This window comes from Clostridioides sp. ZZV14-6153, from assembly GCF_020657855.1.
Classification (GTDB): Bacteria; Bacillota; Clostridia; order Peptostreptococcales; family Peptostreptococcaceae; genus Clostridioides.
Map to the genome: position 1 here is coordinate 109,805 of NZ_JAGWCZ010000004.1, position 17,032 is coordinate 126,836.

General features: G+C 29.8%; 9 protein-coding genes, 1 pseudogene and 1 riboswitch. Of the genes and pseudogenes, 1 reads left to right on the plus strand and 9 read right to left on the minus strand.

The window, feature by feature from the left end; all coding sequences use genetic code 11:
* Positions 1-52: 52 nt before the first annotated feature.
* The 9 genes and pseudogenes from KGF46_RS07260 to treB form a co-directional block, all read right to left on the minus strand.
* On the minus strand, positions 53-6,007 hold the full coding sequence (locus tag KGF46_RS07260; RefSeq protein ID WP_227861899.1) for a M60 family metallopeptidase: 5,955 nt from the start codon (positions 6,005-6,007) through the stop codon (positions 53-55).
* 122 nt (positions 6,008-6,129) lie between these two features.
* Positions 6,130-6,215, minus strand: a riboswitch (cyclic di-GMP riboswitch).
* 174 nt (positions 6,216-6,389) lie between these two features.
* Positions 6,390-7,793 (minus strand): cell wall-binding protein Cwp9, encoded by a 1,404-nt coding sequence (locus KGF46_RS07265; RefSeq protein ID WP_227861900.1) that lies wholly within the window; start codon positions 7,791-7,793, stop codon positions 6,390-6,392.
* A 555-nt stretch (positions 7,794-8,348) separates the two neighbouring features.
* Positions 8,349-8,555, minus strand: a pseudogene (locus KGF46_RS07270) (cell wall-binding repeat-containing protein); the annotation flags it as partial.
* 272 nt (positions 8,556-8,827) lie between these two features.
* Complete coding sequence (locus KGF46_RS07275) at positions 8,828-9,310, minus strand: glucose PTS transporter subunit IIA (protein WP_227861901.1); 483 nt, start codon at positions 9,308-9,310, stop codon at positions 8,828-8,830.
* A gap of 28 nt (positions 9,311-9,338) precedes the next feature.
* Complete coding sequence (gene treC, locus KGF46_RS07280) at positions 9,339-10,991, minus strand: alpha,alpha-phosphotrehalase (protein WP_227827570.1); 1,653 nt, start codon at positions 10,989-10,991, stop codon at positions 9,339-9,341.
* 32 nt (positions 10,992-11,023) lie between these two features.
* On the minus strand, positions 11,024-11,806 hold the full coding sequence (locus KGF46_RS07285) for a sulfite exporter TauE/SafE family protein (protein WP_227827571.1): 783 nt from the start codon (positions 11,804-11,806) through the stop codon (positions 11,024-11,026).
* Positions 11,807-11,829: 23 nt separating this feature from the next.
* Positions 11,830-12,921, minus strand: a complete 1,092-nt coding sequence (locus KGF46_RS07290; protein WP_227827572.1) for a radical SAM/SPASM domain-containing protein — start codon at positions 12,919-12,921, stop codon at positions 11,830-11,832.
* A gap of 137 nt (positions 12,922-13,058) precedes the next feature.
* The gene (locus KGF46_RS07295; RefSeq protein WP_227827573.1) at positions 13,059-14,522 is read right to left on the minus strand and encodes a sulfatase; all 1,464 of its coding nucleotides are present in this window, start codon (positions 14,520-14,522) and stop codon (positions 13,059-13,061) included.
* A 21-nt stretch (positions 14,523-14,543) separates the two neighbouring features.
* Positions 14,544-15,968 (minus strand): PTS trehalose transporter subunit IIBC, encoded by a 1,425-nt coding sequence (gene treB / locus KGF46_RS07300; protein WP_227827574.1) that lies wholly within the window; start codon positions 15,966-15,968, stop codon positions 14,544-14,546.
* A 176-nt stretch (positions 15,969-16,144) separates the two neighbouring features.
* Between treB and treR the strand changes: the two genes are divergently transcribed.
* Complete coding sequence (treR, locus tag KGF46_RS07305) at positions 16,145-16,867, plus strand: trehalose operon repressor (protein WP_227827575.1); 723 nt, start codon at positions 16,145-16,147, stop codon at positions 16,865-16,867.
* Positions 16,868-17,032: the final 165 nt, after the last annotated feature.

Consider the following 17,032-nt stretch of genomic DNA (forward strand, 5'->3'; position numbering starts at 1 on the left):
TTAACTATTGAATTCCATCAGTATTATTTTGTTAGATTTAAACTTCTATTACCTATTTATCTCTAACAATATTACCTTTTACTTTATTATTTATAGATATAATCTTCTTGTTGCTAACATCAATAGTATTTTTTGTAGATTTTCTCGCTTTACTATTACTATCAGTAAGGCTTATAGCCTTTAACTCATCATAATTTTTAGCTTCTACAGATACATACATTGTATCACTTACAAATCTTTGACCTATTGGAGTATCTCCTTGAAGTTCATTATATCTATATAATTCTGCCTTAACCCTATCACTTAAAGAATCAAAGCTTTCTTTTGGCATATAGTAAACCCATGTACCTTTACTTATTTCACCTAATTCACCTTTTTCTGGTATCTCTGCAAATAAGAGTGCTTCTCCAGATATAGTTTTATTGTTTTTATCTATAAGTAATGGTAAATTAAATGCTGGATTTCCACTGTATTCTCCTGTAATTACTATTGAACCATCTGGAATCTTAGCTTCTTCATTTTCACTTGTATTAGGGTCATCACTTTGATATACATAATCTTCTACTAGTTTTCCAATTCCATTAGTACGAGTTTGGTCTACACTATTTACTGTTCCAATCTCTATATTGTCACCTGGAGGCCCAATTATATCCAACTCTGCAACTTCTATATTAGACTTATTGTTTGATATTAGTTTTACATATCTAGCTTGGTATGTCCAAAGTTTACCATCTTTATTAAATGTAACTCTAGCTTCATTATCTTGGTCTTTTCCTCCACCAACTAAGTCTTGTCCATATTCAAAAGTTCCTTGGCTAACATCTTCCCAATTCTTTTTATCATTACTTACTTGTATCTTGTAATTAGTTAAAGGGTTGTATGTTGTACTAGTATCTTTTCTAAGGTTGAATAATCCTTTTAATGAGAACTTTCTAGCTTCAGTTTTTGGCTTTGTATATTTTAACCCTACTATAGGCAATGTCTCTTTCATGTCTACTATTATATATGGATTTTCTTCTACATTTATATCTGGGTCTTTTTGTGGGTCTTTGTTCCACTCAGCTTTACTAATTCTCTTTCCTTTATATGTTGTACTTGCATCATTATCCTTTATATTATCAATTTCTGGATTTTGTAATGGTCCATGTGAGTCATTTTCAGTTCTAACATCACCATCAGAAACAGTGTTTGTTATAAATGACCATGCTGACTTGTTTATTTTTCCTTCATCTGATAATTTTACAGTCCCAACTTCAAACTCATCTGTTGGATTTAGATGATAATCGTACGCAACTACTTTATATGTAAATGCTCTATTATTAAGAGGAGATATATTATCAGTAAATTTAGCTTGACTATTTCCTTTTGCATCCACAAATCCTACTGTTCTGTATTTTACTTGAGTTCCATTCTCACCATCTAAATAGTTTCCATCACTTCTTATTATCTCATATCCTAATATCTTATCTTTGTCTTTATCAACATCTAGGTCTATAGATATTTTATTAGATTTAACTAGAGAACCACTTTGTACTCCATCAGCAAAGCCAGCACTTACTTTAGTATCTTCTGCCATACTTACTATATTTTCATTTAAAATCTTTCTTCTAGCTTCATCATTTATATATTGTATCTTTCTAGTCTCTTTTTCGTACTTTTTACTATCCATTATACTGTTTAGCTCTGGTGTAATTTCTACTCCCCATGCCTTAAAGTAATCTCTTAAATCTTTTTCAACAACACTTGATGCCATTGCCACTAACATTTGGTCTTTTGGTAAGTTGTTTATTGGGTCACCACTTGAAAGTGCTCTGTATTTTCTTGAAATTTTAGCATAGAATGTGTCATTGCTTAAATCAGCATCTGAGTTATTCTTTAACATTGAACCAGTAAAGTCATTGTCATAAGCTAAATGTAATTGCCACAACATTCCAAGTCTCTCAAATACATTACTCGGTATACCTAAACTGTTTGAAGTTACATGTTCATATATCTTGTCCATTGTTGAACCTTCAAGTCTTGAATGTGTCTTATCATCAAATGTTTGAGCAAGTAAAGCAAGTACATTATTACTAGTTTCGCTATATGTCATCTTACCAATGTCTGTAACATGTCCTATCTCATGACCTATTCCCCATCCAAATAAACTTCCTCCTGTAGCTTTTCCACTAGCATCTATTTGGAAAGGTACTCCATTCATAAGCCCTGGAACTGAACCATACTCTACTCCTACATGTAAACCAGAAGCATACATAAATGCTCCAATAAACATTCTTTGATATTTTATGTTCATACGAGATTTAGGAGCCATATCATTTTTAGTTATGTCAAATTCATTGTCATCTACAGTTCCATTACCATCTAAGTCTTGTGTCTTAAATACTCCTCTTTCAGAATATATTAAATCCATCATCTGTTCCCATGCAAGCATACTATTGTATAATCTATCTACTTGTGTATTTAAATCAGAATTTCCTTTTGATATTCCTTGATATACAGCTGTTGCTGGAACATTTAGTGTAACTTTATCACTTTCAATATCTGTAGTGTTTAATACACCAGTTGTTTCTGAATATCCATATGAATTACCAATATTCGTTCCTGGATAATATGGTTCTCCCTTTATATCATTCTTATATTTAGTTAATTCTTCTATATAGGCTCTTATCTTTTTCTTAGATTCAGAAACTCCTTCAGGACTCTTATCATTTATCATTCCATTTAAGTTAAGATGTGGTATCTTAGTAGCCCCTGCTACACGTACCTTTATATCTCCACCACTTTGAGTATCATAAGGGTATCTTATGTACAAGCTTCCTCCACACTCTACATCTAAACTATGAAGCTTACTTAACTGAATTACATTTTTACCAGTGTTAAGATTTATTTCTCCACTCTTATATGCACCAGACTCTCCATAGTATTGTGTATATATTAGTTTAGGAGTTCTACCACTTTTACTTCCAACATATATCGTGATTTCATCTCCAGCTCTAGCAGCTACACCCAATGCCTGCCAGTCATTTCCCATACCTAGATTATTAGACTTAACAGTATAGTTTCCGCTCTTATCTTTGTATTTTCCTGAAACATTTATATCTTGATTTACAGTTGTTATATCAGTAAGTGTAGCTCTATCATTATATAAGTCTTGTGCTAGCTTTAATTCTCTATCAATAATTGTCTTATATGGATGATATTCTCCACTAGCTTTATCTGGAGTATTAAGTCTATCTTTTAATTCAGTTATTTTTTCTTGAGTTACATCTTCTTTTAATTCAACTTGTAGGTCATCCATAAATAGATTTCTTACATCATCTTCTATACTGTCATATTCATAGAACTTAAGCTCTGATATATTAGACTTATATGAATATGATGAACAAACACTAACTTGTATTTTAGTAGCATTTATTGGTTCCTTTAATCTTACCATTACATATCTATTATTATTTACAGGGTCTGTCTTTGTTTCAAAAGGTACATCTCCCAGGTTATGTAATTGACCATTTTCATCCCAGTATTGTATTTCAAAGTCATTAATTGTCTTATCAGAAACATCAAAACGAGGTGTAGCCATAAAAGTATCCATAGTATAAGCTTTATCGAAAGTTATGATTGGTCCTCTATTCGTTCCTTCAGCTGCATTATATCTTGGGAATGTCCAGTGTGTTGTAAAGTCTCCATCTACTATATTAAATTTATTAAATGGATTTTTATCACTATATTCACTTTTGTCATATCCAGCTGGATAAGTAACATCTACTATATGATTTGTTGGTATTCCAGAACCTGCATCTAACTTAGGAGTATTAATTAGTCTATAGTTAGGTGTTGTTGGAGCATCCACACTTTCAGTTGTTCCTATATATGTTTTAGACATTCCACTAGTGCCTAAATGATTAGTAGCTGTCATTCTAACTTCATATGTTGTATTATCCTTAAGCCCTTCTATTTTTAAACTTGTTCCACGAATAAGTTTGTCATTATATTTTGTCCAAGAACCATTAGAATTTTTTTCTCTATAATATAAATCAAAGTCTTTAGCTTGTTTATGATTTTTCCAACTTACATCAAGAGCCTTAAATCTACCTTTGACATTTATACCTTCTGGTGGTTCTGGCTTTGTATCTGGAACAACTTGAAATTCTATTATACTATCTGGACTAAATTGTATAGGCTTATAGTTTGAGTCTACATTTTCTGGAACTCCATCCAAGTTTTCTGCTGTTGCATCTTTGTATCCACTACTCCAATCTCCATTTAAAGACTGTATGCTAACTCTATATAATCCATATGCTTGTATATCTCTAACATCTATAGTATTTTTACTAGTTTGTAATTTTTTAGTCGATAATACTTTTCCTTTACTGTCAATCGTATCTAATGTAAGTTCGTATGCAGATACGTTTGCTTCGTTATTCCAATAAAAAGATACCTTTTCATTTCCAACAGCAGTACTAGTAGATATTTTATTGATTTTAGGTATATTCATATCTGGTTTTGGTATTTCTTTATATACATTATTTAAAAATTCAACTTTAGATATTTCTGCAAGATTTCTATCATTTGCTGTTGTAGCTGTTATTTTTATTGTTATCTTTTTTACTGCTACTTGTTTACCAAGATTTATTACTATATCGCTATCTTGAACTTCTGCATATGTTTCTACTGCTGACCTACCGTATGTAGATGTTGTAGAACTATCATCTTTGCTGATATTGTCTTCTTGTTTTGATGTATCTTTGTCTGAATCAGACTTATCTGTTGATGAATTTTCTTTATCATTATTTTCTTTATCGTTATTTTCTTTATCAGTTGTATTTGAAGTTGAATCTTCTTTATCATTTTTTTCTTCTTGATTACTGTCTAAGTTATTATTATCAGGCTGCTCTATATTTTCATCTTTATTACTTGTTTCTTCTTGTTCATTGTTTACTTCTTCTTGCTTCTGTTCCTCTTTCAAAGTTTCCACATATTCTTTATTTTCATAAGGAACCTGTTGAACATTACCATCTTTATCTGTAACTTCAACTATTCCTTTTGCTGGAGCATTCCCTTCAGGTGCTTTTATATTTATGACTTCCATATTAAGTGCTTCTGATAAAGCTATATCCATTACTGCTGGTTTTTCTTCTGATATCTTATCACCTGCATTTGCTGGAGATATTTTAACTCCACTATTCTCTCCACTGAATAAATCCTCTACAGTACCCTGAATATTTGTATCACTGTTTTTTTCTAATGTTACTTTACTTGTATCTACTATAGGATTGGTAGATACTATACTCTCTAGGCTTTTTGCATCTTCACTTTGCCCTAAATTTTTCTGAACATAATCTAGGTCAGCAATATCTACCTTTCCATCTCTATTTAAATCATATTCACTTTTATTTGAATTTATATTTTTCAATACATCCTCATAATCACTCTTATCCACTTTTCCATCATTATTTACATCGCCCATCAAGAATAGTTCATAGTTTAAAGGTTGATTTTTATCATCTACACTTGCTCTATTGCTTAATAAAACTCTTTGTGAATAACTTGATATATCAATGTCTTTAATTTCCTTACTATTAAAGCCTCCTCCAGATACTTCTACATTGTATTTTCCAACAGGTAAATTATTAAATACAATATTATAATATGATATATTCTCATCTTTATTTTTTATTTCACTTCTACTTGCAGATAATTTTTTTATAGTATATTCTATGTTATCTGCCCCAATATTTAATATTCCTGAATCTTTTTCTCCAAGCTTTATTATTCCACTATTATTACTATCATCTTTTAATTCCAATTGTATATTGGTTATACTTTCTGATTCATTATTTTTTATTGGAAGTGAAAAATTTAAATCTACTTCAAGATTCCCCTTTAACTTCTCTGTAACTGATTTTTCAACTGCCCTTAACTTCCCCTCTAATATAGGTTCTGCAAAAACGTTTAGTGGTGCACTACACATTGATACTGCTAGCACACAAGATATTGCTTTTTTCATGAAACAACAATCCTCCCTCAATAAATTTCTAATCTCTCATGAATTTAAATACTATAGTTTCAGACAATAAAAAAAGACACTCAAAGAGAATCTTAATTATAAAATAAAAAGACTTTACTCTTTTTAGCAACTGGCTGATATGGCTTTAAAAGCTTTAATCCCTATAGTTTTGCGTCATTAGATTTCCCTAATTTTGCCATTTAATTTTCACTACTTTCTTACCCATTTTATACCATATTTAAACTTTTTGATACAATTTTTTTCTACTAAATTATAAAAAAATAACATTTATATTATTATATTAATATAAATGTTATTTTCCATTATAATTTTATTATTTATATATTATTTTATCACAACTATCATTTTGTATATATTTTTATTATTCTTTATATCTTCCATAAAACTCATGTGTTGCGTATATATTCTTATCTCCTGTTATGGCTATTCCAAATCCCATTATTTCATATCCTTTATGTAGCATATTGGTACCTTCTTCAGGATTTGTCTTCCACTCATTAAAAATAAAATTTCCTATATCATCTGCATCTCTATTTGTGTAAACAGGTTTATCTGGAATTTTATATTTAATTATATTTTCACCCTGAACTGCAACATATCCAGGCTTAATCGCGCTCCAGTCTAAGTACTTTAAAAAAGTAGAATATGAATTTTTCCCATTTATTGTATGAGATAAAGTCTTCTTATTTGCCATTAAATTAGACCAATCATTTGCTAATCCCTCTAATCTACTTGCTACAACTAACTCTTTTACTCCATTTTCTTTTCTGTATTGTTTTGTAAGAGCATATACTTTTCCCTTTATTCTGTCCTTAAATGCTCTATCATTTGGATTATAGTATAATCCTTGTTGATTTGGAGAAGCTTGATTTATACACTGTTTGATTATATTCTGATTTATTCCTCCAAGTACTGTAAGTTTGTCTGCTCCACTTAAAATACTTTTATTGCTACCATTTTCCACTAAGACTACAGGAGCATTTTTTGCTATTGTAGAAGCGACTAATGCATCTGTCAATTGTAGACCCTTGCTTAAGTAAAACTCTTTACTGTTTTTATAAAACTCTTGTATAACTCTCTTATTGGTGTCAAACCTATCTGTTCCACCTAGCCTAACGGAATTTGTACTTTTGACCAATTCATCACTTATTATCTCACTAGAACCAAGTGCATAACTCTTTAATCCTGTTGTATCAAATCCTACACTATTTCCATCTGTAAGTATTATAGGTACTCCATCTCTTGCAGCTACTGGCGATGCACTTATCGCATCTGCTTCTCCTGTAACTCCATTAGCTATAATTACTTTATCAATAGGCTTGATTTCTTTAATTTTCTCAGCTATTTTTACGCTCGTATCAAATCTATTCTCACCAAATATTCTTTGTACAGCCTTCTTTTTAGAAAGTAATTGATTTTCAATATTTTTACTTATTGTCGATTCTGAACCTATTATATATACAGTGTTTGCTTTGTTCAGTCTTTCCATAGTAGTACTTGGAATTTGATTTTGTTTTGTCATTAAAATAGGCGCATTTAAGGCTCCAGCTAAACCACTTGCACTAAGACCATCTGCCAAGCTATTATCTGAATTAATTAGTATTGCTGTATTATAGTTTTGTTTATCCGCTATTTTTGCCGCTGTTTCATACCTATCATTACCTTTTATTTGCTCAACTGATGTCAACGCATTTACTATAGGAGTATTTACCATTACTAAAGATAGTGTAAGTCCTATAGCTAATATCTTTCTACTATTCTTCATATTATTATTTACCCCCAATATATTTTTCATATTTTTTTATCAATATTTTTGTCTATTCTCAATAAAAAGTTACAGTTTTGTTACCATATTTTATATATAATACCATAGTTATCCATATAACTCAAACACTATAATTAAAGTTTTTATTCTCCATAAATTCAAAACATTATAACTTATTTTATTTAATTAAGTAATAAATTCAAAATAATATATGTTAATAAGGTGTTTAATCATTATAAACAATATCATTTATAATAATTTTTTTATAATATTAATTTTACAGTATTATAATCAAAAAATAAGAAAATAAGGTACCTCAAATCAATTCTAAATGAGATACCTTATTTTTATTATTTTTATTTCATTATTTGTATATATTTTATATTGTAGACATCATATCTTATCTAAGCATCTTGTATAATTTTATATTATAGACATTATATCTTATCTAAACACCTTGTATAATTTTATATTATAGACATTATATCTTATCTAAACACCTTGTATAATTTTATATTATCTAAACAAGCTTATAACATCAGATCTTATATATTATTAGTTCTTAGTAAATAAGTTTATTTTTTCTGCTATTTTTTCAATAGCATTTTTAGCTATTCCTTCACCTATTTGTACTAACTTAGTAGCATTTTTAAGTCTTAACTCAACTACTTCTTCTTGTGACTTAGAAAGTTCTTCTGTAGTTAATACTATTGGTGCTTTTGAACTAGCTGCAAGTGGTGCTGCTGTCAAGGCATCAATTAATGACATTTGCAGATGAAGATAGAAAAAAATATCTTTATCAGTAGATAATCCTAGAGAGGGTATAACTTAAGTAGAGATTAAAGATACTATGGATTTAGTCGTATCTAAAAATATAATAAGTATGAAATAGTAAACTAAACTGTATGTAAGTTTGTGTAAATAAAACTTACATACAACTTTAACTTATTATAAAAAATTAGGTACTGATTAATATAAATACCTAATCGTTAATTTAAGTATATGATATAATTTGCTAAAATCATACATTATATTTAAACCTCTACAATAATTGATTCATTTATAATTGCATCACAATTAGTGAAATACTTAATATTTTTATAGCTTTCATAATTAGTAATAGCCATGATAACAACATCTTGTAAACCACGTGATTTAATTAAATCTTTATCAAATGATATTAGCTTATCCCCTTTTTTTACTTTATCTCCTTTTTTGACAAAAAGGTCAAATCCTTCACCATTCAAAGAAACTGTCTCAATGCCAACATGAAGCAAAATATCCATACCGTTTGATAATTTCAATCCAACTGCATGCTTACTATCATCCATAGTCAAACTTATTTCACCATTACATGGTGAAACTATTAATCCATCATTAGGATATATAGCTAATCCATCCCCTAAAACTTTAGATGAGAAAACAGGATCATTTACCTCAACTATAGGTATTACTTTACCAGAAACAAATGCATGTATTGATGTCTTACTCCTATTTTTCTTGAAAATTGATAACATATTATTAAGCTCATCTCCCAACATAATATTAATCTTTTTTATATAGAACCATTGATTCATATGGCCTTAACTTCATAGAACTATTTAAAATACTATTACTATAGTTTGACAAAATATTTTTATATTTGTCTAAGTCTTTAACATCTAATACAACTTCGTTTTCTTCACCATAGAAATTATTTATAACAATCAGTGACTCATTTTCAAAAGTTCTTTCATATGCAAATATAGAATCGCTATCCTCTAACAATGGCTTGAAATCTCCATACGCTACTACATCTAGCTCTTTTCTTAAAGTAATCATTTTTTTATAATAATATAAAATCGAATCTTTATCTTTTAAATTTTTATCAACATTAATATCCCTATAATTATCAATTACTTGAATCCATGGAGTTCCACTACTAAATCCAGAATTAGTAGTATCATCCCACTGCACTGGAGTTCTAGAGTTATCCCTTGACCTTTCTTGTAAAATCTTATATATCTCTGCTTCATTAATATCTTTTGACCTTAATATTTCATAATAATTTAAACTTTCTACATCCACATATTGATTTATATCATTAAAATATGCGTTAGTCATACCTATTTCTTCACCCTGATAAACATATGGTGTTCCTCTTAAAAAGTGAATCATTGTTCCTAGCATCTTCGCTGACTCTTTATAATATTGTTTATCATCACCAAATCTGGATATAATACGTGGTTGATCATGGTTACTCCAGAAAACAGCTTGCCATCCATTATTATTTTGCATACCTAGTTGCCACTCATTTAAAAGATTTTTTAGCATCATAAAGTCACAATCTTGTAGATCCCATTTGTTTTGATTCTTATAATCTACTTTAAGATGATGGAAGTTAAAGCACATAGACAACTCTTTTTCATCTGGATTAGAATACTTGATACAGTTATCAATAGATGTAGATGACATCTCCCCTACAGTTAGCATATTTCTCTTTACCATTCCACTTTCTATACACATTTCTTTTAATAATTCATGTACCCTACGTCCATCAGTGTAGAAACGTCTTCCATCACCTTCATAATCATCCTCATATTTTTCAGGTTTAGATATTAGATTTACAACATCAAATCTAAATCCTTTAATTCCTTTATTCATCCAGAATTTTAATACATTAACCAATTCTTTTCTTACAGATGGGTTTTCCCAATTTAAATCTGCCTGTGTTTTGTCAAATAAGTGTAAATAATACTCATCGAATTTTTCAACATATTCCCATGCTGAACCACCAAACTTAGAAATCCAATTTGTAGGAGCCTTATGATCTACACCCTTTTTAAATATATAAAAATCCTTATAATATGGATCACCTTCAAGTGCTTTTTTAAACCATTGATGCTCTGTAGATGTATGGTTAAACACCATATCAAGCATTATTTTTATTTCTCTTTGGTCTGCTTCTTTTATTAAATTTTCTAGATCTTTCATAGTTCCATATGACGGATCTATATTATAATAATCAGCTACATCATATCCATTATCTTTTTGAGGTGATACAAAAAATGGTGTTATCCATACATAATCTACTCCTAAGTTTTTAAGATAATCCAATTTTTCTGTAATCCCATTTAAATCTCCAATACCATTACCATTAGTATCATTAAATGATTTTGGGTATATCTGATATACTGTACTTTTTTTAAAATCTAACATAACTCCCCCTTCTACTGTGCACATATTTATATTTAATAATTAATTTTTACTCCATTTAATACATTTAAAAATATTACAAAAACAACAATATATTGGTAAACTACCAATACTGTATCATCCTTTAAAGTTTTGCTCAGTTTTGCTCCTAGACTTCCACCTAGTATAGCCGCCGGAATTATAAATACTAACAAACTTAAATCATATCTTGCATATCCGACAGATAAACCTATTGAAGCTAACTTAGATAGTTGCGAAAATAATATTATAATTATAGAATATACTGTTGTTTCTTTTATAGGTATCCCAAAGAAAAGCATAATAATCGCAATATTAATTGGACCACCACCGATTCCAAGTAATGTAGATAATAAACCTAAAAACCCACCAACCAACACATACCATTTAATATCTTTAAGCTCTAAAGATTTCCACGATTTTTTAGTATACAAATATGCAAATCCTAAAGATATTATTGTTAATATTATTTGAATTCCCATAACTGTATTTTCTGAACTACATATCTTTAGCAAAGTTTGAAATAATGTATTTCCAATCCCCCCTCCAATTACTGATGCACTAGAAATCGCTATAGTTAACTTATAATTTATATTAATTCCGTTTTTTATTTGCTTAATTGTAGATACAATAGCCATTGTAAAGACAGCCACACTTGAATAAAATGATATTTCTGATAATGAGTGTACGCCAATAGCATCAAATAATGGTTTTATTATGACACCTCCTCCCATGCCAGATACAGCACCTACAGTATTAGCAAAAATAATAACAAAAAAATAAATTAATCCAATATGCAATATATTTCACTTCCTTCTTTGTATTAGATAATACGATTTAGTGAATTTAAGATATATGCTAAAACATCGTTATATCCACAATATGTATTATCCTTATTTATGTACATAGATTTTTGCATTCTTTTACATCCTCCATTACATAATCTGACATATTCACAATTTTTACAGATTTGCGTGAGTTCTTCTTTATTATTAATAAATTGTTGTGCCTTTTTATTATTGAATATCTCTTTAAGAGAATCTTTAGTTATATCTCCTATCTTATATTCATCTAACACATAAAAATCACATGGATATACCCCACCATCAGCTTCTATAACATACTGTATTTGACACTGTCCCGACATGCCACATGTTCCTGTTCTACCTCTTGTTAATAAATTAGCTATATTATCAATTAGTCCAATACTAATATAATTTCCTTTTTTATATTCTTCTTCCCATAATGGGTATATTTGTTTGTAAAAACTTGAAAATCTTTCAGGTTTTAATGCATGTTTTGACTCATTTGAACAATCTAAATCATTTAGACATGGTATAAATTGAATATATTTAATATTATTATCAATAATAAACGAGAATACTTTTTTAGGATATCTCGCAATATTATTAGTCAAAACACATAATATATTGTAGTCAATAGAATTTTTATCAAACATCTCCTTTGTTTTAATAACTTGATTAAATGTTCCTTTTTGATTAGCATCAACCCTATTTTCATTATGATTATTTGACATGCAATCAATAGATAGTCCCACAATAAATCTATTTTCTTTTAAAAATTGACACCACTCCTCATTAATTAAAGTTCCATTTGTTTGAATAACATATTGAACTTTAACCTTACTATTTTTAGTATTTACATATTCAACAAATAATCTAAAAAAGTCTATCCCAGCAAGAGTTGGTTCGCCTCCTTGAAAGGCGAATGTGATAATGTCATTCTCTTCTAGATCTCTATATACATTATCAATTAATTTTTTCATTGTACTATCATTCATTATTCCATAAGATTTAATTTTTCTTGCATCGCTTACATCAGCATAAAAACAATACTTGCATCTTAAATTGCATAATGATGATGCTGGTTTTATAAGTACTGATAAATGCTTCATATATTGTTCTACCCCCTCTTTTTCATCTATACTAATTTTAATATCATAAAATTTACTATAATTATTAAATTGCCTCTATATTAAATTAACTAAAATAGTTAATCACAATATAAAGGCGATTTATTTATCTACATATGTTACACTAATTCATAAGGATGTCTACGCTTTAATTCTTCTACCGCATCTCCACCACGACCTGTTACCTCTAACCTTTTTATGTATTCTTTTAAATGACCTTTGGCATGATGTGGACCACCTTCTCTTATTACAGTCCACAATGGATCTACTTGATTATCCATTGTCATCATCATTTCATCATGCCAATTACTCAATCTATAAACTGCTTCCTTACAAATCTCCGGATGCTCTTTTGCTATATTGTTAGTTTCATATGGATCTTTTTCTAGATCAAATAACATTTCTTTAGGGAATAGATAATATCCATCATGGTATGTTCTTATGTACATATAGTTCTCAAAACGAACTGCTCTCTGACAAACATGAGCCATTTGCCCTATTATCAATTCATCATGCCCTGTTTCAATATCTTCAAATATACTTGATGCATAACTTTCACCATCCCATATACATGGTTTGTCAACATCTACTATATCAGCTACTGTTGGGCATAAGTCAAGGTTATAGTGAAGACCTTTATCCTCCACACCTTTTCTAGAACCAGGCCATTTAATAATCATTGGAATATTCGTTGTTGCCTTATCAGCAGTAGCATGCTCTGCATAAATAGCAAGTTCTCCTAAATTCTCTCCATGGTCAGCAGTTACTATAATCGCTGTATCCTCATAGATACCATTTTCTTTTAGCTTTTCTATTATTTTACCAACATGATAGTCTGCATAATGAATACCAATGTCATATCCATCAATAAATGTTCTTAAATCCTCAAAGTTTGTTAATTTACCAAGTGCTCTTGGCATTTCTGGCTTTGGATTGTCATGGTAAGAATATAGTTCTTGTGATGTATGGGGCCCAACAGCCTTCATATGTTTCTCTAATAGTTCCTCTGTATAAAAATCTTTTAATGGTTCATTTTCAAAAGGATTTCCATACTCACTAGGTGCTCTATATGGTGTATGTGGATCCCAATAGTTCACATATAAAAACCAGTCATCATCATCTGCATTTCTATCTAACCAAGCTTGTATTGTTGGACTTATTTCTTCTGCTGACGCTCTTCCTCTTCTACCAGTATTGTATATTTCATCAAAACCAGCGTAGAATGACCAAGTTGAATGTCTCTCACCAAATGGGCTTATTAATGCTGTTTTCATTCCTTTTTTCCTAAATATTGCTGGTAAGCATTCTTTAGAAAGTCTGTCTTCCATATCTCTATTAATACCTTCGTATCTGAAATCGGCTGCAACACCGCCATGATTAACTACTCCAGTATGTATGCCAAAACGTCCAGTCATTAAAGCTGTTCTTGATGGTAAACATGGTGCGTCTGAACAGTGATAGTTGCTAAATCTTACACCCTCACTAGCTATTTCATCAATATTCGGTGATGTATTTCTATGATACCCATAGCACCCTAAATGATCTGGTCTTAATGAATCGATATCTATTAATAATACTCTCATGTCTAATTCTCCTTATTCCTCTTAACTATTTAATACCTCTGTAAATTCAAGTTCTCCTGATAATTCTTTCTTTTTATATACTGCTGCTGTAAGGAAGAATGGCACTATTATAGCTACAACCATCGCACCTGTAAATATCAGCCAATACTGAGGTTGGATACTTAAAATTGCAGGTAAACCTCCAACACCTATACTATTTGCCATTGTTCCAAAAGCATTGGCTACAGCACAAGCACATGCTGCACCTATCATAGAACAATAGAATGGGAACTTGTATCTTAAATTTACTCCATACATTGCTGGTTCAGTAACACCCAGGTATCCTGATATTGTTGATGGAATAGATATTTCTCTTTCTTCTGTGTTTTTATTCATAACTGCAATAGCTAAACTAGATGATGCTTGTGCAATATTACTTAGCGCTACTAGTGGGAATAATGGTGTAGCACCTAAAGTTGCTATAAGCTGTAAATTTACTGCATTAAATACATAATGTACCCCTGTAATTACAATAGGTGCATATAATAATCCAAACAAGAACGCAAATATTATACTATATGGACCTGTAATTGCAGAACCAACCATATTCCCTATACCATCACCAATAAAACGTCCTACTGGTCCAATAAATGCATGTGCTAATATTACTGATGTTAATAATGTTATAAACGGAACAAAAATCATTGATATAACACTTGGTATAACCTTTTTTAATCCTATTTCCATATAGCTCATTGTCAGAGCTGCTAATACTGCTGGAATAACTTGACTTTGATATCCTACTCTAGCTAGTTGAACAAATCCAAAATCCCAATATAATAATTCACCTGTAGCTAATTGAGCTGGTGGTAATAATTGAGGTGATATTAATGTTAATCCTAATACTATACCTAGTATTTGACTTGTACCCATCTTCTTAGATACTGACCATGTAATACCTACTGGTAAGAAGTGGAATATAGCTTGGGCTGGTAACCATAAAAACTGATACACACCATTCCAAAATACACTTTTTGAAGCTAATGTAGCCCCTCCAAACTGTATATCTCCAATAATATTTCTAAATCCTAATATTAGACCACCTGCTATTATAGCTGGTAATAATGGTATGAATATTTCAGCTAATGAACCTAGTAATCTTTGGAATAAATTTTTTTTAGAACTGTCATTTTTTGATGCTGACTTATGATCTGGATTCATTTTATTTACGTCAATAAATTTTTTGTATACTTTTTCTACCTCTGGCCCTATTACTACTTGAAATTGACCACCATTATGAAGACAACCTTTTACAAATTTAAATTCTTTAATCTTATCTTTGTTAACAATTGATTCATCTTTAAGTACGAATCTTAGTCTTGTTACACAATGTGTAACAGAAATTATATTACTTTCCCCTCCAACATAATCATGAAGTTGCTTTAGTTGAGTATCTGTATGCTTCATATTTCTCCCCCTAAGATAATTATAGTTCAAAAACATCTTAATCTAGTATATACCAGTTGGTATATACTAATTATATACGTTTTCCTGAAGCTGTACAACTATTTTTTTTGTAAATATTGTAATTATTTAGTATACTATATAATGTAAATTAAGGTAGTAGAGAGGTGAATAGAAATATGAACAAGTATTTTTCTATATATACGGACTTAAAAGAACAAATAATTGATGGTGATTATCCTGTAAGAAGTTATTTGCCAAGTGAACAAACTTTAGCTGAGAATTATGATACATCAAGGGAAACGGTTAGAAAGGCACTTAGATTATTATCGGATGAGGGGTATATACAAAAAAAACCACGTAAGGGAAATATGATTATAGATGCAAAAAAATTTGTACTATCTGCATCAAATCTATCTAGCTATAAAGAATTTGCAGAATCTCAAAGCGAACTCGAAATCGAAAGCTCAACCATTGTCCTTGATTTTAATACAATTCCATGTCCTCAATTCTTAAAGGATAGATTTGAGACAAAAAAATTACCAGAAATTCATTATATTTTAAGGCAGCGTAAAATAAATAATGAAACTATAATCCTTGATAAAGATTATTTAGTAAGAAACATAGTTCCTAATTTAACAAAAGATATAGCAGAGGATTCTCTATATGATTATATAGAAAAAAAATTACGCTTAAATTTAAGCTATGCTCGAAAAGAAATTACTGTTGAACCTGTAACTAAAGAGGACAAACAGTATATGGATTTAAATGGTGATACTCATGTTGTAGTTATACGAAGCGAAGTATACCTTGAAGATACACGATTTATCCAGCATACTGAATCTCGACATAGAATTGATAAATTTAGAATTGTGGAGTTTGCCAGAAGAAGAAGTACTTAGATAAAATACAAAAAATTAGGAAGTATATCAAAATAGTCAATTATTTTGATATACTTCTCATCCCTTGTATGTATATATTCCTTATTATTTCAACAGAGCTTAGTGATGAATTACATCATGGGTGTTATTTTAAGGAAGGTTTCATTCGCGCAGATGGAGACAAAA